Genomic DNA, 19,727 nt, shown 5'->3' on the forward strand with positions numbered 1-19,727 from the left:
TGAAAGGCCAAAATCTCCAATTATGAGTGATTTGACTTTGTGAAAGTTGCTTTCTTTTGATATTCCTTTGGCGAAAGTCCAAACCTGGCTTTGAATAAGGTACTAAATGAACAGGGGCTTTCAAACCCAATGTCATAGCAAGTATCAGTTATGCTGAGGCCCTTGCTTAGTAACTGCTTGGCTGCTTCAAGTCTTTTCTCAATAAGATATTGTTTTGGTGTTTGTCCATAATACAATTTATAAAGGCGAAGCAAATGGAATTTTGAGGTAAATCGTACCCGGGATAGCAAATTCAAGTTTAATTCCTTTTCAAAATTGTGAATAATAAAGTGACGGGTCCCAACTACCCTGTCAATTTGGCTTTTATTGGAATAGCAGATATTTTTGATCCGGCTAATTTCTGTTAGATAATGGGTCATACCTATTTATTTTTCAGCAAGTTTAAATGGCTTTGTTAATTTTTTGTGTCTCCTTTCTCTGTTCAGTTCCCTAAAACCAGTTGTTAAACGATACAATTCTTTCATCTTTAGCTGGTATACAATTGGAAAACAGGCTATTGCTGTCTACAGATCAAGGCATAGAGCAGCAGAACGGAATTGTTGATCCCATCAAGTATTTTCAAGTATTTTTTTAAGGTTATTCAAGTCTTGTGTATTGGCTTTCTCCATCTTCATTGCCATAAGTGGCGCAAAAATTTTTGAAAAACCTGTTGGATTACCCTGGTTGTGCAGGGTCATTTTTGTTGTCTTGTCGTCGATGGCGGTCCAGGTGTAAGTTGTCTGCATTGGAAAAGGTCCCTCTGTTGTCCGCATGACCAATTTTTGTCGGTGAATTAATTCAATAAATTCGTAAGTATATGCAAGTTTTCTTCCTAAGAAATGGGCCACAAAAGCAACTTGGGAACCTACTGCAAGGGGTTTAGGGGTTTTCCAGACAGCCGATTTGATATTTATGTACCATTCAGGTGCATAGTCAGGATTTGAGGCATAGTCTGAAACCATGTCAATTGCCTTGTTGATGATAACTTCTGTGGACACATCTACCCTCATATTTTGGTAATTTTATGCTGTGAAATGCCTGAAATAGTGAATATAGGTCAAAAAATTGGCGGTTCCAACGGGGAAATACAAATGCCGAATTAATTCGGTAGCCTATAATTTTTTTGCCTTTAAGCTGGTTTGTGTAGAAAGGCGAGCGCAACTTAAGATCCAGCGAAAGCGGTGGATCGTTAAAAAATGAATCCTTGAACCATTTTGGTGATAAAGTGGAAGAAGGAAAGCTATAGCCAGGTCCACTTCTTCCACAATAATTACCTGCAGCTCCCTACATCACTTTTTCGTCTTCTTTTTCCCTGCCGCAGCTTTCTTCGGCTTGGCTTTGCCTTTTTTGGCATCGCCCTGGCTTTCTATGATCTCGGTGATCTCGGCAAAGGTGAGTTCTTCTGCCTCCTTGTCTTTGGGGATTTTATAGTTGTTGCGGCCTTTTTTGATATAGGGTCCCCAGCGGCCCAGCAACACCTGTACCTCCGGATCCTCATCAAATGACTTGATGTGCTTTTTGGCATCGGCTTCTCTTTTGGCCTTGATCAGTTCTATGGCCTCTTCCTCGTTTACGGAATGTGGATCATATTCCTTGCCCAGGGATACAAATTTTCCGTCATGGCGGATATAGGGCCCAAACCTTCCTATGGCAGCCACGATTTTCTTGTCTTCAAACTGCCCCACATCACGGGGAAGTTTGAAGAGTTCCAGGGCATCCTCCAGGGTGATGCTTTCAATAAACTGTCCTTTGCGCAGGCTGGCAAATTGCTTTTCCTCATCCTCCTGTTCCCCGATCTGAACCAGGGGTCCGAATTTGCCCAGCCGGGCAATGACCTTTTTGCCGGTTTTGGGATCTATGCCCAGCTCTTTGGAGCTGTTGACATCCGTGCGTTTGATGTTTTCTGTTTCCTCTACTTTGGTGTGGAAGGCACCATAAAAATTCTGGATCATCTCCTCCCAGGCCTGGCCCCCATGTGCGATATGGTCAAACTCCTTCTCCACATTGGCGGTAAAGGAGAAATCGATCACGTTGGGGAAGTGCTCCACCAGAAAATCATTCACCACCATGGCAATATTGGTAGGGAAGAGTTTGTTTTTCTCTGTGCCGGTGGTTTCTGTTTTTTCTGCTTCTTCAAAATTGCCCTCATGAATCAGCATTTCGGTGTATTTTCTGGGTGTTCCTTCTCTGGATTCCTTCAGTACATAGTTTCGTTTCTGAATGGTAGAGATTGTTGGGGCATAAGTGGATGGGCGTCCGATGCCCATTTCTTCCAGTTTTTTTACCAGGGAGGCTTCCGTATACCGGGCCGGTGGGCGGGTAAAGGACTGCCTGCCCTTCATTTCTATCAAATCCAGTTCCTGACCCACCGTCAGGGGAGGGAGCAGGCCTTTGGCAGTGGATTCTTCTTCCTCTTCCTCATCCGTGCTCTCCAGGTATACTTTCAGGAATCCCTGAAATTTGATCACTTCACCACTGGCACTCAGGGTTTGGTCGGCATTGGAAATGGCAATAGAAACATTCGTTTTCTCCAGTTGGGCATCGGCCATCTGAGATGCAATTGCCCGCTTCCATATCAGTTCATACAGCCGTTGCTCATTCCGGTCCTTGCCGGCTTCGGTCACCGAAAAGTCCGTGGGCCGGATGGCTTCGTGTGCTTCCTGTGCGCCTTCAGATCTGGAAGTGAATTTTCTCTTGTGGTGGTATTCATTGCCATAAGCGCCCTTGATCTCATTTTCTGCACTTTTCAGCGCATCTTCGGACAGGTTGACACTGTCGGTCCGCATATAGGTGATCTTCCCGGACTCATAGAGTTTCTGGGCAATGTTCATGGTTTGGGCCACTGAAAAATAAAGCTTTCTACTGGCCTCCTGCTGCAGGGTGGAGGTGGTGAAAGGAGCTGCCGGTGTTTTTTTCGCCGGTTTGGTTTCCAGTGATTTGATGGAAAAATCGGCTTCCAGGCAATTTTTCAGAAAAGCTTCCGCTTCTTCCTTGGTATCGAATTTCTTTGGCAATTCGGCCTGCAGTTGTTTGCCTTCTACATCAAAAAGGGCGGTGATTTTAAAGGAAGATGTAGGTTTGAATTTTTCGATTTCCCTTTCCCGATCCACGATAAAGCGCACTGCCACGGATTGTACCCTTCCTGCAGAAAGGCCTGCTTTGATCTTTTTCCACAAAACAGGCGACAGCTCAAAGCCCACCAGCCGGTCCAAAATACGGCGGGCTTGCTGGGCATTGACCAGGTCCAGGTCTATCTGCCTGGGAGATTCCAGGGCTTTAATTATGGCAGATTTGGTGATTTCCCGGAATACGATTCTTTTGGTATTTTCATCTTTTAAACCAAGCACTTCCTTCAGGTGCCAGGATATGGCCTCTCCCTCGCGGTCATCGTCACTGGCCAGGAAAATGGTCTCTGCCTTTTTTACCAGTTTTTTCAATTCCCGGATGACTTCCTTTTTGTCCGGGCTAACCTCATAGGTAGGTTTGAATTTATTTTTGATGTCGATGGCATTTTCCCCTTTTGGCAGGTCCCGCACATGCCCGTAGCTGGAGGTGACCTTAAAGTCCTTTCCCAGATAACCTTCTATGGTCTTGGCTTTTGCTGGCGACTCGACAATGACTAAATTCTTTGGCATGGTTTGCTTGTTTAAATATAAAAATACCAGGGACCAGGAATTATCCCCTTATTTTGGCCTAAAAATAGATGTCATATAATTCTCTTCCAAATATTCATCCAAAGCAATTTTTATTGCCGGTATAATTTCAACATATTTAATTTTCATTTCAGACAACAATTTTGGTTTATGGTAAAGGAACTTTTACTCGCCCGTCATGGAGAAGCAGTTTCACCAAATATTGCCGCTGTGGATGCAGACCGCAACCTGACAGCTGCAGGCAGACAACAAGTAGATAGGCTGGGCAATTTGCTGGCCATTAATGGGCAGAAATGCCAGTTGATGGTATATAGTCCCGCCCTGCGTTGCCGGCTGACAGCAGAAATTTTAGGCAAACACCTGGAGCCGGTAAGCAGGCTTGCCGTTCCCTTTATTTACCGTGCCGACCGGGATGAGTTGCTTTTCGTTATCAATGGATTTCCTGCCGAAGTCCATCAGGTATTACTGGTGGGACACAATCCGGCCATCAGCATGATAGCCGCTTACCTCACAGGAGAGGATCACCTGATGTTTTCTCCCGGCATGATGGCCAGGCTGCATTTCAGGGATTTGGGCTGGGACATACTATCAAAAAACACCGGAACTTTGGAAGAAATCCTTCAGTAAAGCTTTATTCACAACAATATAAATTTTAGTTTAACATTTTGATTTCAAACATGGCCAACAATAATAAAATTACCCTTGTGCAAAATTTTGATCCCAACGGTATGGGTATAGCCGGAAATTTATTCGGTCTTCCCTTTACACCAGAGACCAGTGAACTGATCATCCTTCCCGTTCCCTGGGAGGTTACGGTCTCGTATCAGGCGGGCACGGCCAGGGGGCCGCAAGCCATTCTGGATGCTTCTGTGCAGGTTGATCTTTTTCAGGAAGATATCATAGATGCCTGGAAGCTGGGAATTTCCCTTTTACCCATTGATGAAAATCTGGAAGCAGACAACAACAAATTCCGGTTGCTCGCCGGCAATTACATCCAATGGCTGGAGAAGGGGGCAGGAGAATTACAGGGAGAAAGGTTTGCCGCAGTTCCCGGGATCATCAACAAGGCTTGTGAGGAAATGAACGAATGGGTTTATCAACAGGCCAGGACCTACCTGGATAAGGGGAAAATTTTTGGCCTTCTCGGAGGAGACCACAGTACCCCGCTGGGAGCTATCCGGGCTCTGGCAACAAAGCATCCTTCATTTGGGATACTGCAAATAGACGCTCATGCGGATTTGCGTGTTTCCTATGAAGGTTTTGACTATTCTCATGCCTCCATCGCCCATAATGCCCTTAAAATCCCAGAAGTAAAGCAACTGGTACAGGTAGGGGTCAGGGATTTGTGTGAAGAAGAATGGACCTACATACATTCGGATGAAAGGATTCGGCTGTTTTCCGATAGCCAGCTAAAAGCGGAATTGTATGAAGGCACGTCCTGGGTCTCCATTTGCCAGGATATCGTCGCAAATTTACCCGAAAAGGTTTACCTGAGCATAGATATTGATGGCCTGAACCCGGCCCTTTGCCCCCATACAGGCACTCCCGTACCGGGGGGACTGGATTATCAGCAACTGGTATTCCTGGTAAAAACCCTGGTAAAAACCGGAAGGCAATTGATAGGGTTTGACCTGGTGGAAGTGGCTCCCGGTACGGAAAAGGATGAATGGGATGCCAATGTCGGCGCACGTTTGCTTTACAGGATAGCCAATCTGGCGGCTGTTTCTCAAGGCAAGTTGCACTGGTCCTGATATAAATTTCCCTCGAAAATAACTTCCACCTTTTCTAAATAAACTTTCAACTTTCCCAAAGTTTCAAACTTTGGGAAAGTTACACCTCAACAAACCTTTTCCAAAGTTCTAAACTTTGGAAAAGGTTTTTCTATAAAGGTCTGAACTTTGGATAAGTTATACCTACTATTTACTGAAATTTCCTGTCCCGGGACAAGCCGATATTCCCTGTAATTTTCCGATATTTGGGCTTTGATTTTTCCTGATGAAGAAGCGTACTCCTTTTTGGCAATTGTTATCGGAATCTATCCGTGGAAATGAACAGGATTATACCCGGATCCCCATCAAATCGGGGATCATCCTGCTGGCGGTGCCCATGATCCTGGAAATGATCATGGAGTCCCTGTTTGCCGTTGTCGATATATTTTTTGTCGGCCGGCTGGGTGAGCATGCCGTAGCCACTGTAGGCCTGACAGAAGCGGTACTAACCATCATTTATTCCCTGGGCGTGGGCATCAGCATGGCAGGTACGGCCATGGTGGCCAGACGATTCGGGGAGAAAAAATTCCAGCGAGCAGGAACGGTTGCCTTTCAATTGCTCCTGGTCGGGATCTTGGCTTCCCTGCTTTTGGGGGCAGGTGGCTATGTCTACGCCGGGGAAATCCTCTCTCTGATGGGCGCAGAGGAGCAGGTTCTGGAAACGGGAAAGGCCTATACGGAAATCATTTTTCTGGGCAATACGGCCATTATGCTACTTTTTCTGATCAACGGGATTTTTCGGGGTGCCGGATCACCCCACCTGGCCATGCGTGCACTTTGGATTTCCAATGGTTTGAATATTATTCTGGACCCTCTTTTGATTTTTGGTTTGGGTTCATTTGAAGGATTTGGCCTGGTAGGCGCGGCCTGGGCCACCACCCTGGGGCGGAGTCTGGGTGTGGTGTACCAATTGTACCATTTGCTTAATGGCAAACACCGTCTGGTCGTTAACCGTACCAACCTGAAAGTCCGTTGGGAAACCCTGAAGAAAATCATTCATATCTCTGCCGGAGGAATGGGGCAGTTTTTGGTGGATTCTGCCGCCTGGATAGTGCTAACCAGAATAGCTTCGGAATTTGGGAGCGCTGCTGTGGCTGGCTATACCATTGCTTTCCGCATACTTTTGTTCAGCCTGATGCCGGCCTGGGGACTTTCGGCTGCTGCCGCTACACTCGTAGGTCAAAATCTGGGAGCCGGAAAAGCCTTCAGGGCGGAAATTTCAACCTTTCTGACTGCCAGGTATAATTTCATTTTTCTGGCTGCAGTCACCTTGATCTATCTTTTGTTTGCAGATACCCTGGCGGGTATATTTGCGCCGCAGGAGGATGTAAGGGCCATTGCTTCATCAGGATTAAAAATCACAGTTTTGGGGTACATATTTTATGCAGTGGGCATGGTGATGGTGCAGGCTTTCAATGGGGCGGGAGATACCAGAACGCCCGCATATATCAATATCGGTGTGTTTTGGTTGCTGGAAATCCCACTGGCCTACCTTTTGGCCATCACTTATGGACTGGAAACCAAGGGTATCTTTATCACTATTGCCTTTTGCCATTCCCTCCATGCATTGATTGCTCTTTGGTTTTTTCGAAAAGGAAATTGGAAATTTGCCAAGGCATGATTGGCTAAATTTACGCTGCCGGGCCCGCTTTCCTTTAAATTGGTAAGAAGCATGTTTTCCTCAAAGCGAAAACCTTGGACCAATCCATTTGGTACATTTTGGGCAGTACACTTTATTTCAGCTCTATTTTTTATACAGGTAGAAGGTAATAAGCGTATTTCCCGGGATGGGAATAAAAAAACTACCGGTATATGAGAGGACCGGTAGTTGAGTTAGGTTTAACAGGCAAGATAAATAAATGTCCTTACTTTGTTAATTCAAAGGTATGCCTTTCCTTTAATTTAGAAGGTATGCATTTGTAACCAATGGGGGTATAAAATGTTAATAGTTATCGTATTTTATTGCTTTGAATTCATTTAACTTCTTTTTAGGAAAAATACAACAGCGCAAAACTGCCCTGCTGCTTTTAATAAAAAGTGGTGAGCACCACGAGCCTGTCTTTATCGGAAAGGTCTATTTTCTTTCCTTTTGAAGGGTTGAGTAAAAGATGGTTTCCTGCTTCATCTGCCCGATTCAAATAAATTCCCAGCACGGTTTCTCCATGAGCAGTGGCCAGGGATTCAATCTCATGGAAGTGTATTTTCCCAAAAGAAACCCCGTACTCGTTAAGATCCCTAAATATTATTTCTGCACCTCCAACGGTAAAAAGTTCATTATAAATACTGTTGAGTTCCCTTTGCAGGGCAATCCCTGCCAGAAGGTGACTCAAAACCATGGGGCTGATGATGACTTCACTTTGAAAGCTTTTGACAAGGGATTCGTTGCTGGGGTCCGACAATTCGAGTAAAACTGAAGGTCTTTTGGGTGCTTTCTCCAAAACCTCCTCAAGCAAGACATAACCCACCATGGTCCTTGCGTCTGCTTCTTCTTCCTCTTCCATCCGGTCACTGCTGACCAGGAGAATGTGGTCAAAAGTTTCTGCTTCAGTTTTTTTGATCTCGGATTCCCGGATAAAGTCGGCAACAAAATGCTCAACCGAAACCCTGAGGTTTTCTTCATACAAAAATGCCAGGTCCTTTTCCCTTTCGGTCACAGGTCGCAAAGCCACCAGACGGATAAAATATTTTTCTTCCTCATAGGTACACAATTCCCTGATAAGCGAAGGAACATGTTCATTCCATCCTAAAATCAATATGCGTATGGTATTTTCCAGCTCGTCCACAGGCAGCTGGCCAAGAAATGGGACAGATTCACTTTCAATCGAAAGTCTGTCCTTTCTCCAAATCAAATCCGAAGAATTTCTGGCAAGTAAAACCAGTAGGTCTCCTTCTTCCAATAACTTTTCATCAGGCAAATTTAATTGAGGCGAAAAATGCTCACCCTCCTTTTTTACTATTCCCAGGACAACGGCTTTGGTAAATGCCTTCTTCAATTTTCCTATTGTTTGGCCCACCAATTCAGGAAAGGCCTGCGAAAACAGGTTATTATCGTCCACCTGAGAGAGAATTTCATTGTATACTTCCGAAAGCCCTGGATGTCGGATATTCTGAGCCATTAGCCGGCTGATAATGGTATTGCTGCCCACTACTTCCAATGGCCCCGAATAAGACCGATAGGCAGCATTAACTTTATTTGCATCTTGTATTTCTGCTACCACATATGGTAGCTTCTGAATGTTCTGGGAGTTGGCTTCTGCATTCAATGAAAGCAGGCACTTGATGGTTTCTATATCCGGATTGATAAGTTCTTTTCTTCCATAGGCCAAACTTGGTATAATGATGCATGATGCATTTAAGCTATCCACTCTCCGGAGGTGTTCCCGGTCAATGGCCAGACCGGTACGCAAAACAATATCATGAGCTCGCCTGCCGATCATTGGATGGTCTTTGAGTTCCTGCATTTGAAAGGGGCTGACTTCTTCTGAAAGAATAATCAATTGTAACTTTTTGGCATCGTATCTTTCCAAAAACCGCTTGATCCTTCCCACTGATTGAAAAATTTCAGCGGCTATGTGTATGGTTCGGTTGGACCAGCCTAAAATGAGGATGTGGTCATTTGCTGTTACAGGTGTAAGTCCTTGTTCCAAATGCCGGATCTTACGGTTCATCCAGGTAGTAATAACGGCCACCAAAGATCCAAGGAATATCACATACCCGGCCACGGTTATCAGGGTTGAGATAAACCTTCTCCAGTTGCCCACGTCGTCACCCAGGTATCCCGGATCTGTAAGCCTCAGAAAAGCCCACCATACTGACTCCCCGAAAGTAGCTGTTGGGGATCCCGATGGCATCACCAGAATGCCCCCGATAATGGAAATCAAACCAATTAGCGCGGCTACCAGCAACAACTGAAAATGGGCTCCTTTTACCAGTTGCCTTTCCAGGGTAAAAATTATTTTCCGGCGAATCCTGGGTCTTTTTAAGCGCATGGTGATTTTTTAAAAAGCAAAATTTTCCCAATTTAGCCATTTCAATAGAATTAGCTAAGAATTTTTTACTTAAAGATGTAAAACCAAAGGTGATTAAGGATATTATAAACCACCTCTTTTTAACCTGTTTTCAATTACTGTACATGCCTGTAGGCTATGGCAGAAAATTTAAACATTGAGAAGCTAATTTCGGGCTGGACGGACATCATTTAATCGTTCAAATCTGGTGTAAAACCAAGTATGAAACTGACAACTATGTATAAGACCAATTTCCCCTTAATAATGGGAATTTGCTACAGCTGAAATTTTTGAACTAACGGTACAAATATGACCTGAACAAAGCATGTTTAAGTCAGGACTGTAACTGTCATTTCCACTTTGCAACTTAATAAGGGTTACTACCGAAAAGGGAGATCTGTTAGATTTTGAATTCCTTAACCATCGGTTCTGGTGTTATTCCATCAACCTGAAATTTGTCACCTCTTTTCCTTCGAGTTGTTTTTGCCATTTTTCAAACAGTGGCTTTTCCATTTCAAACTCCCTGTAAGCATCCGGGTTCATGATGGGAATACCCTTTACGATAGGATAAATCCGCTTGCACTGAGGACAATGTAACCAGCCTTCGAGGATTCTTTCTTCAGTATCTTCTGAAATCCTGGTCAATGTCAAATCGGATTTGTCAAAGGGGCAACACAATTTTTTTATGGTATTTATTTTCATGGGATCAGTTGGTTTGTAATTGATTTAAATATTCTTCCATGGCCTTGCAGGGATCTGCTGCCTGCATGATGCCTGAGATTACGGCCACCCCAGAATAGGAAAGCTCGTTTAGTCTTGGCAAGTTATACAGGTCAATGCCTCCGGCCAGAAAGAGAGGTAGCCTGCTTTTTTTTTCCGTTTCCAGTATGGTTTTAAAGGAAACAATATCACAGCTATTTGCAGTTTTGGAAGGAAACAGGGAACAAAAGGAAAGGTAGTCAAAGCCCTTTTCTTCAGCCTGCTGAATGAGTTCCTGGTCATTGTTGCAGGTGATGCCGAAAATGGATTTGTCAGGCAGTTCCTCTTTGATTTCTTCCAGGTTTTCTGGTATGGTGTCAAAATGCACTCCATCCGCTCCTGTTTCTTTTATCCATTCCCAGCGGTTATTGATCAATACAGGAAAAGGGTAGGGGCGGGCTACCTGGCAGACCCTGCGGATAAACTTCAGGCTATCCTGGGATTCTCTGAAATGGTCCCAGATCTGAAGGGCAATGATGGGGTAGCGACATAGCTTTTCCAGGATCCCGTAGCATTCACTTTCCGGTCTGTCTGCGGGATCGATGATCAGGTAAATTCCTTTTTTTGCCTGAAGATTAAGTTTTTTCATTTCCAGCCCTGTTTGAATGCATTCGAAAAAGCTGCCCAGTAGGGGTCTGTTTTTTGATAATTAAGCTTTTTGGCTGTTCCATTTTCCTGGCGTAAAACCATTCCTTGCGCTTTCTCCGTCAATTCCCCTACCTGAGCACAGGCAATTCCCTTATCCAATATCCTTTCCTCTATGCGTCTGGCATTTGATTCATCGCAGGTAATGATCATGGAGCCAGCCCCGATACATTTTAAAGGGTCCAGGTCAAAAATGTTGCATATGGCTTGCTGGACCCGGCCTACGGGAAGCTGCCTTTTCTCCAGGCAGACCCCACATCCGGATGCTACAGCCAGCTCATAGATGGCTCCTAAAATACCCCCTTCAGTCACATCATGCATGGCGGTAACCTCTTTTTCCTTGGGGTCGCCAACTGCTGCCAAAGCCTCTTTCAGGGAGGAGCTATGGTAAAAGGATTCACAGGCTTCCAGGTAGATTTCCTTGCCCAACTTCTCCCTGATGGTCTTGGGGAAGCTCATGGCCAGGATGGCCGCTGAGGACAGTGCGGCAGTCTTGGTTACAAGGATCACATCCCCGCAACGGGCCATATTGGATGTCAGGGCCTGCTCTTTGGGAAGGATGCTGACAAAAGTTCCTCCTCCTGCAATGGTGGAATTTTGGCCTTCCACAAATCCGGTATGACCGCCGGTAATGGCCATGCCTATTTTCTCACAATAATGGTGAATATGCTTCCAATAAATTTTAAAATCTTCTTTGGAAAAATTTGCTGGTAAATTCAATACAAATTGGCCGTATTGAGGGGAAAAACCCGTGGTGGCCATGTCATTGGCCATCAATTGCACGGACAGCCAGGCTGATTCCTGTAAGCCAAGGGTGGGTACCAGGGACAGGGGATCGCTGGTTAAAGCCATGACCTGCTTTCCTGCCAATTCCACCAGGGATACGTCCCTGCCAAAGCCCGGTTTTACGAGGACCTCGTCCCTGCTTGCACCACAATGAGAGGTGATAAATTCTTCCAGCAAAGTTTCATCTATTTTACCCAGTTGATCAGACATTTTATTCCACATCATGAAGTTGAACATATAAACCAAAAAAGTCCCCATATGGAAGACTCCACTGCTGTACAGGAAACCATTTGGGCAATCCGGTACAGGACCATTCAATGGAATAGGATCTTCCTTTCAAAGCTTCCTGTATGATTTGAATCAGTTTTTCAGGTGTGTAAAAAGTAGCCGTTACATAGAAGGGATTTTTCCCAAAGAGTTGCTGTACCCTTCTTCGCAATACTTTGGGGGAGTTTCGGTTCATCATGCCCATGGCAATGCCGTATTTCCCCACTCTGGCCGCCTCCCGGATGACCTTCACCGGGTCTTTGTAATATTCAAAGGTGGTGATGAAAGCCAAAGCATCGAAAGAATGGTCCTTGAAGGGCATGTGATGCGAATCTGCCATCACCAGGTCTCCCTCAAAAAGATGGATGGCCTGGGAAAGCATCAAAGGTGAGATATCTCCGCCGGAGGCTTCAATGCCAATTTCTTTCCACCAACGGGTAAAACGGGTGGTACCGCATCCAAACTCCAGCAGTGTTTTGATCCTGCTGTCTTTGGATACCAGCTGTTCCATGACTTTTTTCTGCCAGATTTCTGCCCTTTTGTACCGGCCTTCATACCACAATTCGTAAGTATCGGTATGCTTGCGGTTAAAAAACCATTCCGGCCTGTTTTGCCAGTTTTGCTTGGTTTGGGGAATCAGTCCGCCTGCAGTTTTCTCAATTTCCATATTGTCGTTGTCTTTAAACAAAAATTCCATTCACCTGTATGGGCCAGGGAATGGAGCGACAAAATACAAATGGAATTCTGGCTGGCATCCCTACGTTGGCATTATCCAAATCAGGTATCGGGTTTGATCTCAGCCGGATTGAATTCCAGCACCCCGTGCGTTTATTTCTTTGTTCAAAGATATTCAATTCTATCATCAAAACAAAAGCAAGCTGCTTTTGAAATTTTTCAAGGGTTTGTTTGAAAAAAGATCACCAAACAATTATTCCTGTTTTCAAATTTTTACCATATATTCATAACTTATTGGAATTAAAAAGATTAACTTCATGACTGCCCTATCAAAATTTATATCCTGGAAAAAGGGGAATACCATTGTTTCGTGGGTCCTTGCAAGATTGGTATTTCAAGTGATTTTTAACCGGGAAAATGTACCCAAACACATTGAAATTCTGGACGACACCCTTACAGCGCATTGTTCCAGAACCAAACGAAACCGTTGGGTAACTGTAATTAATTTCCTGGTGAGGCCAAGGTTTGTGCGCAGATTTGTTGAAAACCGGTTAAACAGAAATATGGATAACCATGAAAGGGTGGTTTTGTCTTTGGATAAGGAGTTGACAAGGGAAGATTTTTTCCCTAAGGAAAAGAATAAAAGACAGAAATGGGGCAATTGGTTTGGGAATCATTTTTCGGAACCCCTGCAATTCTTTGTTCCCGGCAATGGAGCCTATAAAAATTTCTCTCCACAGGATCCTAAATGTGAATCATACGATTACGCCGGACTGGAAGAAGTTTGTTCCCTGGTCAGGCTGGCCGAGAAAAATGGCCGTAAGATTCGCGCTATAGGTTCGGGGCATGCCCTGACTGCAGTGGCCCAATGCGAGGATTATATGGTTTGTACCCAGGACATGAACATGACCCAAAGGCCGGCCAAAAAATGGATCAGGAAAAAATTCCGGGATGGGTTTGAGGTGGAAGTAAACTTTGGCAATAAAAAAAGTACGGAAACCCATTATTTGTTTGAAACAGGAGGAGGTACAAAGATCAGGCATTTGATTCAGGCCCTGACCCACCACCAACTGGCCCTGATCAACCAGGGAGGATCCAGCATTCAGTCCATTACAGGGGCCATTGCCACTTCAACACATGGATCGGGAATAGGAATAGGCCCGGTTTCCGCTTTTGCAAAGTCCATGACCATAGTGGGCAAAGGAGCCAGGGTTTTCCGGGTCGAACCAAGTGATGGTATTACCGACAGGGAAGCTTTTGAAAATGACGAGATGGTTAAAAAGCATGACATCAGTTTGATTCAGGATGATGAAAAATTCAATGCGGTTATGGTGGGTATCGGGTCTGTTGGCATTGTTTTTTCAATGATACTGGAAGCCCAACCGGACTACAGGCTCTTCGAAGAAAGGATCCTGCGTAATTGGGATGATGTCAAGAAAGAGATGATGCAGGAGGGGATGTACAAGTATATCAATGGCCACCGGCATTTTGAAGTGTTGATTAATCCCTACTGCGATAAGGAAGCTCCAGGAGAGGAAGGTAAAAAAAGAAAATGCCTGGTAACTACCCGGGATTACAGTGAAGAAGTACCAGGGAAACACCATGCTGGCATAGAGAGAAATTATATTTCGACCTTTATCTCCGGCATTGCCATTTCGGGCAGGCTTTCTCCCTGGGTGTTTAATAAAAACCACCTGTCTATCCCCAGAATGACTAATAATTCCCTGAAAAGACTCGTTGACCACAAAGATGATGCTGGTGGTGGGTTTGAGGACCTGGCCAGGAATGTACTGGATCAGGGACTGGGCGAGTTGAAATTTTATGGTTATGCCATTGAATTTGGTTTTCCTTTGGAAAAGGTTTTTGAAGCGGTGGATTTGATCATAAAAAATTGTGAGGAATCTCAGGGGTATGATCAGCTTTTAGCTGCACCTTTTGCTTTGCGGTTTGTCAAAAAATGCCCCGCCCATTTATCCATGATGAACCAGTCCGACATGTGCATGATCGAGTTGGTCAGTGTCAAAGGTGTTACTGGAAGTTATCCATTGTTTATGCGTTTGGAAAGGGAGTTATTGGCTTTGGGAGCTGTTCCCCATTGGGGACTTTCCGTAGAACCCTGGCACCGGGCAATGGTGGAAAAAGCCTTTCCCAGGTTCAAAGATTGGGAAAAAGAGCAGGAGTTCTTCGGTGGCAGCACTTTCCGCAATGCGTTTCTGGAGCGGATACAAACTTCATAAGGATTTCCGAAAGGCTGCCAATTCTTTGTAAACCCTTCTTCTTGCCCGGTTGATGCCTCCTACGGGTGTGTGGTCTTCCAGTCCAATCCATGGTGAAAATTCCATTTTTTCACCCATGGCTCTTCTTTCTTCGGTATCAAATTCCTGCTTAGGAATGTTCAGACTGGCAAGTGGTACCAAGTCGGCTTTCCAAACTTTAGATGTGTTTTCCAGGGGTTGTTCTTTTTCGTCTTTGTGAATCTGTACATTCAGTGTAAATGCATGTTCCCTTTTCTGGCAATCTTCCTTAAGTTGTTCTTTGAGAAAATTTTCCGACCGGGGTTCGGCCAGGGTGTAACCCAATGCCGGATTATTGGGTGTTAAAACAAATTTCACGAAGTGGTCAGGCCCATGTCTGAATGCACCACCTGAGAAATAGGTCTGCGAGAGCAGGTTATCGTGTTTGGCCGCATATTTAAGCGTAAGGTAAATACTGCGCCAATGGGAGGGGTTAATGGCAAATCGCAACTGCTCCCAAAGGCCAAAAAGTACTGCTTTAATGGCTTTTTTGTACAAGCGAATGGTCCAGGTTGAAAGGATGGGACTTGTGGTCATCAAAAAATTTTGGGTAGAGAATCCTATAGGATCTTCCTCAATCGTTTCCCCTTTCACTTGCAATACCTTTATAGCCAATCCCCTTCCGGATGCCGGCTTGTCAGATCTCACTTTTGGAGGAGCATTGGAAAGCCGTATCCAGACATCATATTGCCTGGCTTCTTTGAAGAGTCCGACTTGTAAGGCTTCCGGAATATCTTGACGAATGGTAAGGGTCCCTTTCAGCAGTCCATGCATTTTGGGATGAAAATTTCTGAGTATTTTCCCTTCAGGGTACTCTTGCTTCAGGTAATCCTTCATTACCCGGATCAATTCCTGTATGTCTTTTTCTTCGCCTGGTGTATAGGTATTAATCATGATTAGCCATGTATTGTAAGGCCCTGATTCCGGGAAAAAAGAAATAGGCACCACCTTTGATGATCGTGAAATTTGGCAAATGGTCCAGTTTTCTTCTTACCGGGTATTTCGGTATACTGAATTCATTGGTTTTTCTGGACTCATGCTGGTAATGGTTGCCAATAATGGGGTCAGCGTCATTTTCCAGACCCCCGAATTTGTGAAAATTCACCCAATTGTTTTGGACAAATTCAAATTGTCTGCGAATATCGGTTACCATGCAGATGAAATGAAGCCCCCTTTCCCGGTCATCCTCTATACTATCCAGCATATCCTCAGGCTTCAATTCGGGGGTTACCGGCGGTCCATAGGGCCGGCCTTTTCTGATCATGCGGTGTTTGGCGGCCATTTCTGTGGAATCCTTCTGGGTGTTTTCCGTTACCAGGTGGTCTCTGGGATTGGTGCGCCGGATATGGGATCCGATGGGGCATTTCAATCCGGCCTTATCTTCTTTCCAAAATCCAAAATCATTGGCTTCGGAAAGGTTGGGATCCGGCTGATTTGGGCATAGGGTCAAAGGAGAACCGTCAGGCCACCTACCCACCATTTTACTGGCCAGGGCAATGGCTGAAGCTTTATCACTACTTTGCGCCTGCATGTACTGCCAAAAAGCATGTACTTTTTGCTCCATTTGCCTGAACACAAGGTAAGTGCCGTTTTTTCCCAGGTCTTTAAGGGTGGCATCATCAGGATGGTGTGGTAATTCGCCCTCTTTATCTAAAGCTTCTGGAACAGTCGGGCTGGGTGCATATTCATCATAGAGGTTTTTATACCCCATGATAAATTCCCCTGCGGGAAAAGTGCCGGCGGTATCACCCGGTACTTCTTTTAATAACTCCCTGATTATCGGTCTGGATATATCATCGCGGAACCCAAAATGTTCTTTCCGGGCATGCAGCATACCAGTGGGCAGGGTATGCAACAGCTCTACCTGGAAAGATGCAGTCAAAATCTTGATTTGGGATAATGTGCTTTCCAGTTTTTCCAGGTCTTTTCCGAAGACCATCAACATAAGGTGTATGTTTTTCTCTCCCCAGGTCCAGTTTTGGGGCGCATTTTCTCCGGTGTCGCCCAGGATAAATTGCCGCTGTAATTCTGTCATTCCTTCTTTGAATTCCCTGCAGAAACTGTTCAGAAGGGCAGGGGGAAGTTTCAAAAAAGCCAAGCCCTCGTAGGTAAGGGCAATTTGCAGGGCCTGCTCTTCTGGTTTTTCGGATGCGGTGGTGACTTTTGGGACAATCTCTTGTAAAAAAACTCTCGCTTTGGCAGGATCGGTAAAGGTATACAATAAGTAGCTGGCACTGCTGAGATTGCCATGGCCCCTGATCAATAATCCCTGAATGTCGTCTTTTTCCAGTGTAGTCATTTTTATAAGGTTAACAGCCAGTCTTTGATCTCCGGATCATCCATCTCTTTATACAGGCCCGCTCTGAATGCCCGGTTTCTTTTTAAATTTTCTACACTCAGATCCTGCTGGCAGGTATACCAGAATTGGGTGACTTTCTGATGGGCCCTTACGCCTTTCATATAGTTGCTCCGGTGGTTGTATTGCTTGTGTACCAGCCAACGTGTAGCCGGGAAACCAAAGGCATGGCTGAAAATCACGGCCATGTTCATGGATCTCCTTTCACTGTCCACAAAATCGTGGGCATATGCTTCTGAAAGATTGTCAAAGTTGGCGATGAATACCAATCTTTTCCCTTTGTCCATTTGCAGCCATCTCGCAGTGTGTACTGTAGGGATATAGGCAAAATAGGACACCAATCCGACTAGCTTTAAGGTAAGTGCCAGAAATACCCGGCGTATCCACCCTCGTTTCAATGGAGCGATCACCGTCATTTCATTGATCACCGGATTGGTTTCCAGTGCCACTATCTCCCTTACTTTCTCATCAGAAAGTTCAGGACTGGGTTCATGGGATATGTTTTCGTTGAGTCGCAAAAGCAAAAACAGGAAAACGACTACCAGGATAAATAAGGGCAGGATACAGGCCAGAATTTTGATTACCAGCGGATCGATAAAAAAACAAAGGACGATGGAAACCAAGGAGGTCAACATCACCAACCCGAATAGGGCCAATGGCCATAACATGTGTACCTTATTGCTAAGGCCATAGGGAATTTTTTTGCTTGCCCATACCAGTTGGGGATGGTTTTTAACAAAGTTTTCGATTTTTTCTTTCACCTCTTTCGGAGAGGAAGGATCTCCCTGATCTGCCAATCCCTGTGCGTATTTCCATACTTCCGCTTTGAGTTTTTTCTCCTTGTCGACTTCTGTGGTGCTGATAAATTTGAAACCTGAATAGAAGGTGTTTGGAATGCTTTTTCGTTTCAAAAAGGAAACCAAGCCAGGTTTATCCAGGTCATTTTTGGGATATTCCCGACTTTGACTTAATACCTGTTTGATCTGTGGACCCAGAAAGGTAGCCAATTCCTGTATATGCGAGGATTTGCTTCCCACGTAGCTGCTCATCAGGATGATCCGTGCTGGAAGTTTTTCTTTGCCGGCATAAGTTTGAGCAGGCAAAGTCAGCCAACTGATAAAAAAAGTGCTGGGTAGGGATTTATGGTATTTCTCCTGATATATACTCAGATCTTTGCGGTACTCAAAAAGCAGGCCATTGACATAAGGTATTTTTTCCTCATCCAGGGTAACAGTTATGGTAAGGCCTTTATGGACAGTGGACATGGGCTGGTAAAAATTTTTACTCAATATAAAAAAATTTGTCTGCCAATTGCAATCCATTGGCTTAAATTTCTTTGTCAATTTCTTTCGATATACTATGATAATTTCAAAAAAAATGAATTTTTTTTAATTCAGGATAGCTGATCCACCCCACTTGGGGTACTTAGATAGTAAATGGGATAAAGCTGAAATGCATTCGAAGAGAATTAAACGATATTTTGGAGCCTGGTTAAAAGCAAAAACTGGCAAAAAGGGTCAGATTGCCCTGAGGCAGGTGTTCGATAATCTGGCCAGATTGGGGAGGTATCCTGATGAAGACACCATCAGGCAGTCAAAATTGACTGTGTGGAAACATTTAGAGGAAAGAAGGATCAGTCAACTGAGAAAAACAGCATGGATCCAAGGCTTCAGCAAGTATGCCGCCGTATTTATTTTGTTGGGATTTACGGCATGGGTTTATTGGCAAATGGCATTTTCATCTGTTGATCAACCTGAAATGATCGTAAAGCAAACCCTTGAAGGCATGCGATCCACCATTACTCTCAGTGATGGCAGTCAGATCAGGTTAAATGAAAACAGTGAATTCGAGTTTCCGGAGGCTTTCCTAAATGGGCAAAGGTTGGTCAGGCTGGAAGGAGAAGCATTTTTTGATATTACACCAGATCCGGATAAGCCATTTATAGTTCAAACCGGAAATGCTGAAATTGTAGTTTTGGGTACATCCTTCAATATCAATACCCATCAGGCTACAGAAGTCACCGTAGCCAGTGGCAAGGTAAAAGTTGCCAACAGGGATTCCCGGGAGCAGGCATTCCTTCAACCCGGACAGCAGGCAGTATTGGATGGAAAAGCCATCCGAATCGCTGAGGTAAATCCGGAGTATTTTCTGGGATGGCATACCAGGAAACTCTCCTTTGAAGAAGAGCCGGTGGAAAAAGTATTTGAAATTCTGGAAAGGGCCTATGGGGTAGAGATTCACACCACATTTTCAGGCAAAAGACCCCAATGCCTGATCACGGGGACTTACGAGGGAGAAAGGATAGAGACCATTTTGAGGGGAATGAAGCACCTGCTTGAATTTGATTACCAGACGGATATCCGTACAAAAACCATATCGATTAACATTGTTCAATGCAAATAAAACCCATGCCTATGACAAAAATGAAATAAGCAAAAAAAGAATGATCCGGCCACTGCGGCAACAGTGCCGGATCA

16 protein-coding genes and 1 riboswitch are annotated in these 19,727 nt (G+C 44.7%); of the genes, 5 read left to right on the forward strand and 11 right to left on the reverse strand.

The window, feature by feature from the left end; translation table 11 throughout:
• Positions 1-20: 20 nt before the first annotated feature.
• The 3 genes from HUJ21_RS25140 to topA all read right to left on the reverse strand — a co-directional run bounded on the left by HUJ21_RS25140 (position 21) and on the right by topA (position 3,674).
• Positions 21-419, reverse strand: a complete 399-nt coding sequence (locus tag HUJ21_RS25140; protein WP_366483827.1) for an AraC family transcriptional regulator — start codon at positions 417-419, stop codon at positions 21-23.
• Between the two features lie 189 nt (positions 420-608).
• On the reverse strand, positions 609-1,049 hold the full coding sequence (locus HUJ21_RS23735; protein WP_291373416.1) for an SRPBCC family protein: 441 nt from the start codon (positions 1,047-1,049) through the stop codon (positions 609-611).
• 279 nt (positions 1,050-1,328) lie between these two features.
• Positions 1,329-3,674 carry a type I DNA topoisomerase gene (topA, locus tag HUJ21_RS23740; protein ID WP_291373418.1) on the reverse strand — a complete coding sequence of 782 codons (2,346 nt, stop codon included), beginning with the start codon at positions 3,672-3,674 and terminating at the stop codon, positions 1,329-1,331.
• Positions 3,675-3,842: 168 nt separating this feature from the next.
• On the opposite strand from topA, the gene HUJ21_RS23745 reads away from it, so the two are divergent.
• From HUJ21_RS23745 to HUJ21_RS23755, 3 genes are all read left to right on the forward strand, one after another.
• Entirely contained in the window at positions 3,843-4,319 is a 477-nt protein-coding gene (locus HUJ21_RS23745) for a histidine phosphatase family protein (RefSeq protein ID WP_291373420.1), read from the forward strand.
• Between the two features lie 50 nt (positions 4,320-4,369).
• Positions 4,370-5,443: an agmatinase family protein gene (locus HUJ21_RS23750; protein WP_291373421.1), complete on the forward strand. Its 1,074-nt coding sequence runs from the start codon at positions 4,370-4,372 to the stop codon at positions 5,441-5,443.
• A 244-nt stretch (positions 5,444-5,687) separates the two neighbouring features.
• On the forward strand, positions 5,688-7,082 hold the full coding sequence (locus HUJ21_RS23755; RefSeq protein ID WP_291373423.1) for an MATE family efflux transporter: 1,395 nt from the start codon (positions 5,688-5,690) through the stop codon (positions 7,080-7,082).
• A 406-nt stretch (positions 7,083-7,488) separates the two neighbouring features.
• Here the strand turns inward: HUJ21_RS23755 and HUJ21_RS23760 are convergent, their stop codons facing one another.
• The 5 genes from HUJ21_RS23760 to HUJ21_RS23780 form a co-directional block, all read right to left on the reverse strand.
• A complete protein-coding gene (locus HUJ21_RS23760; protein ID WP_291373425.1) occupies positions 7,489-9,450 on the reverse strand; it encodes a hypothetical protein in 1,962 nt (653 codons plus the stop codon).
• Positions 9,451-9,903: 453 nt separating this feature from the next.
• A complete protein-coding gene (locus tag HUJ21_RS23765) occupies positions 9,904-10,170 on the reverse strand; it encodes a Trm112 family protein (protein WP_291373427.1) in 267 nt (88 codons plus the stop codon).
• 4 nt (positions 10,171-10,174) lie between these two features.
• Positions 10,175-10,816, reverse strand: coding sequence for a thiamine phosphate synthase (locus HUJ21_RS23770; protein ID WP_291373429.1), 642 nt, complete (start codon positions 10,814-10,816; stop codon positions 10,175-10,177).
• Positions 10,813-11,883, reverse strand: a complete 1,071-nt coding sequence (locus HUJ21_RS23775; protein WP_291373431.1) for an AIR synthase-related protein — start codon at positions 11,881-11,883, stop codon at positions 10,813-10,815. Before HUJ21_RS23775 ends, HUJ21_RS23770 begins: the two co-directional genes overlap by 4 nt.
• Complete coding sequence (locus HUJ21_RS23780) at positions 11,870-12,592, reverse strand: class I SAM-dependent methyltransferase (protein WP_291373433.1); 723 nt, start codon at positions 12,590-12,592, stop codon at positions 11,870-11,872. Before HUJ21_RS23780 ends, HUJ21_RS23775 begins: the two co-directional genes overlap by 14 nt.
• A 70-nt stretch (positions 12,593-12,662) precedes the next feature.
• Positions 12,663-12,758: riboswitch (TPP riboswitch) on the reverse strand.
• A gap of 159 nt (positions 12,759-12,917) precedes the next feature.
• Between HUJ21_RS23780 and HUJ21_RS23785 the strand changes: the two genes are divergently transcribed.
• On the forward strand, positions 12,918-14,837 hold the full coding sequence (locus HUJ21_RS23785) for a D-arabinono-1,4-lactone oxidase (RefSeq protein WP_291373435.1): 1,920 nt from the start codon (positions 12,918-12,920) through the stop codon (positions 14,835-14,837).
• Here the strand turns inward: HUJ21_RS23785 and HUJ21_RS23790 are convergent.
• From HUJ21_RS23790 to HUJ21_RS23800, 3 genes are read right to left on the reverse strand one after another with little or no spacing between them, the layout of a single operon-like run.
• Entirely contained in the window at positions 14,832-15,788 is a 957-nt protein-coding gene (locus tag HUJ21_RS23790; RefSeq protein WP_291373437.1) for a catalase, read from the reverse strand. The two genes, HUJ21_RS23785 and HUJ21_RS23790, sit on opposite strands and share 6 nt — an antisense overlap.
• Entirely contained in the window at positions 15,781-17,193 is a 1,413-nt protein-coding gene (locus tag HUJ21_RS23795) for a peroxidase (RefSeq protein WP_291373438.1), read from the reverse strand. The genes HUJ21_RS23790 and HUJ21_RS23795 overlap by 8 nt, the downstream gene beginning before the upstream one ends.
• Positions 17,194-17,195: 2 nt before the next feature.
• Positions 17,196-18,539: a peroxidase gene (locus HUJ21_RS23800; protein WP_291373440.1), complete on the reverse strand. Its 1,344-nt coding sequence runs from the start codon at positions 18,537-18,539 to the stop codon at positions 17,196-17,198.
• 163 nt (positions 18,540-18,702) lie between these two features.
• Between HUJ21_RS23800 and HUJ21_RS23805 the strand changes: the two genes are divergently transcribed.
• Positions 18,703-19,653 (forward strand): FecR family protein, encoded by a 951-nt coding sequence (locus tag HUJ21_RS23805; protein ID WP_291373441.1) that lies wholly within the window; start codon positions 18,703-18,705, stop codon positions 19,651-19,653.
• Positions 19,654-19,727 lie beyond the last annotated feature (74 nt).

The organism is Cyclobacterium sp. (assembly GCF_014762705.1).
Taxonomy (GTDB): Bacteria; Bacteroidota; Bacteroidia; order Cytophagales; family Cyclobacteriaceae; genus Cyclobacterium.

Excerpts from the sequence above, each read along its gene's own strand:
- HUJ21_RS23750 (WP_291373421.1), top strand. The coding sequence starts at position 4,370 with ATGGCCAACAATAATAAAATTACCCTTGTGCAAAATTTTGATCCCAAC.
- HUJ21_RS23785 (WP_291373435.1), top strand. The coding sequence starts at position 12,918 with ATGACTGCCCTATCAAAATTTATATCCTGGAAAAAGGGGAATACCATT.
- HUJ21_RS23760 (WP_291373425.1), bottom strand. The coding sequence starts at position 9,450 with ATGCGCTTAAAAAGACCCAGGATTCGCCGGAAAATAATTTTTACCCTG.
- HUJ21_RS25140 (WP_366483827.1), bottom strand. The coding sequence starts at position 419 with ATGACCCATTATCTAACAGAAATTAGCCGGATCAAAAATATCTGCTAT.
- HUJ21_RS23735 (WP_291373416.1), bottom strand. The coding sequence starts at position 1,049 with ATGAGGGTAGATGTGTCCACAGAAGTTATCATCAACAAGGCAATTGAC.
- HUJ21_RS23775 (WP_291373431.1), bottom strand. The coding sequence starts at position 11,883 with ATGATGTGGAATAAAATGTCTGATCAACTGGGTAAAATAGATGAAACT.
- HUJ21_RS23790 (WP_291373437.1), bottom strand. The coding sequence starts at position 15,788 with ATGATTAATACCTATACACCAGGCGAAGAAAAAGACATACAGGAATTG.
- topA (WP_291373418.1), bottom strand. The coding sequence starts at position 3,674 with ATGCCAAAGAATTTAGTCATTGTCGAGTCGCCAGCAAAAGCCAAGACC.
- HUJ21_RS23765 (WP_291373427.1), bottom strand. The coding sequence starts at position 10,170 with ATGAAAATAAATACCATAAAAAAATTGTGTTGCCCCTTTGACAAATCC.
- HUJ21_RS23780 (WP_291373433.1), bottom strand. The coding sequence starts at position 12,592 with ATGGAAATTGAGAAAACTGCAGGCGGACTGATTCCCCAAACCAAGCAA.
- HUJ21_RS23795 (WP_291373438.1), bottom strand. The coding sequence starts at position 17,193 with ATGACTACACTGGAAAAAGACGACATTCAGGGATTATTGATCAGGGGC.
- HUJ21_RS23745 (WP_291373420.1), top strand. The coding sequence starts at position 3,843 with ATGGTAAAGGAACTTTTACTCGCCCGTCATGGAGAAGCAGTTTCACCA.
- HUJ21_RS23805 (WP_291373441.1), top strand. The coding sequence starts at position 18,703 with ATGCATTCGAAGAGAATTAAACGATATTTTGGAGCCTGGTTAAAAGCA.
- HUJ21_RS23770 (WP_291373429.1), bottom strand. The coding sequence starts at position 10,816 with ATGAAAAAACTTAATCTTCAGGCAAAAAAAGGAATTTACCTGATCATC.
- HUJ21_RS23755 (WP_291373423.1), top strand. The coding sequence starts at position 5,688 with ATGAAGAAGCGTACTCCTTTTTGGCAATTGTTATCGGAATCTATCCGT.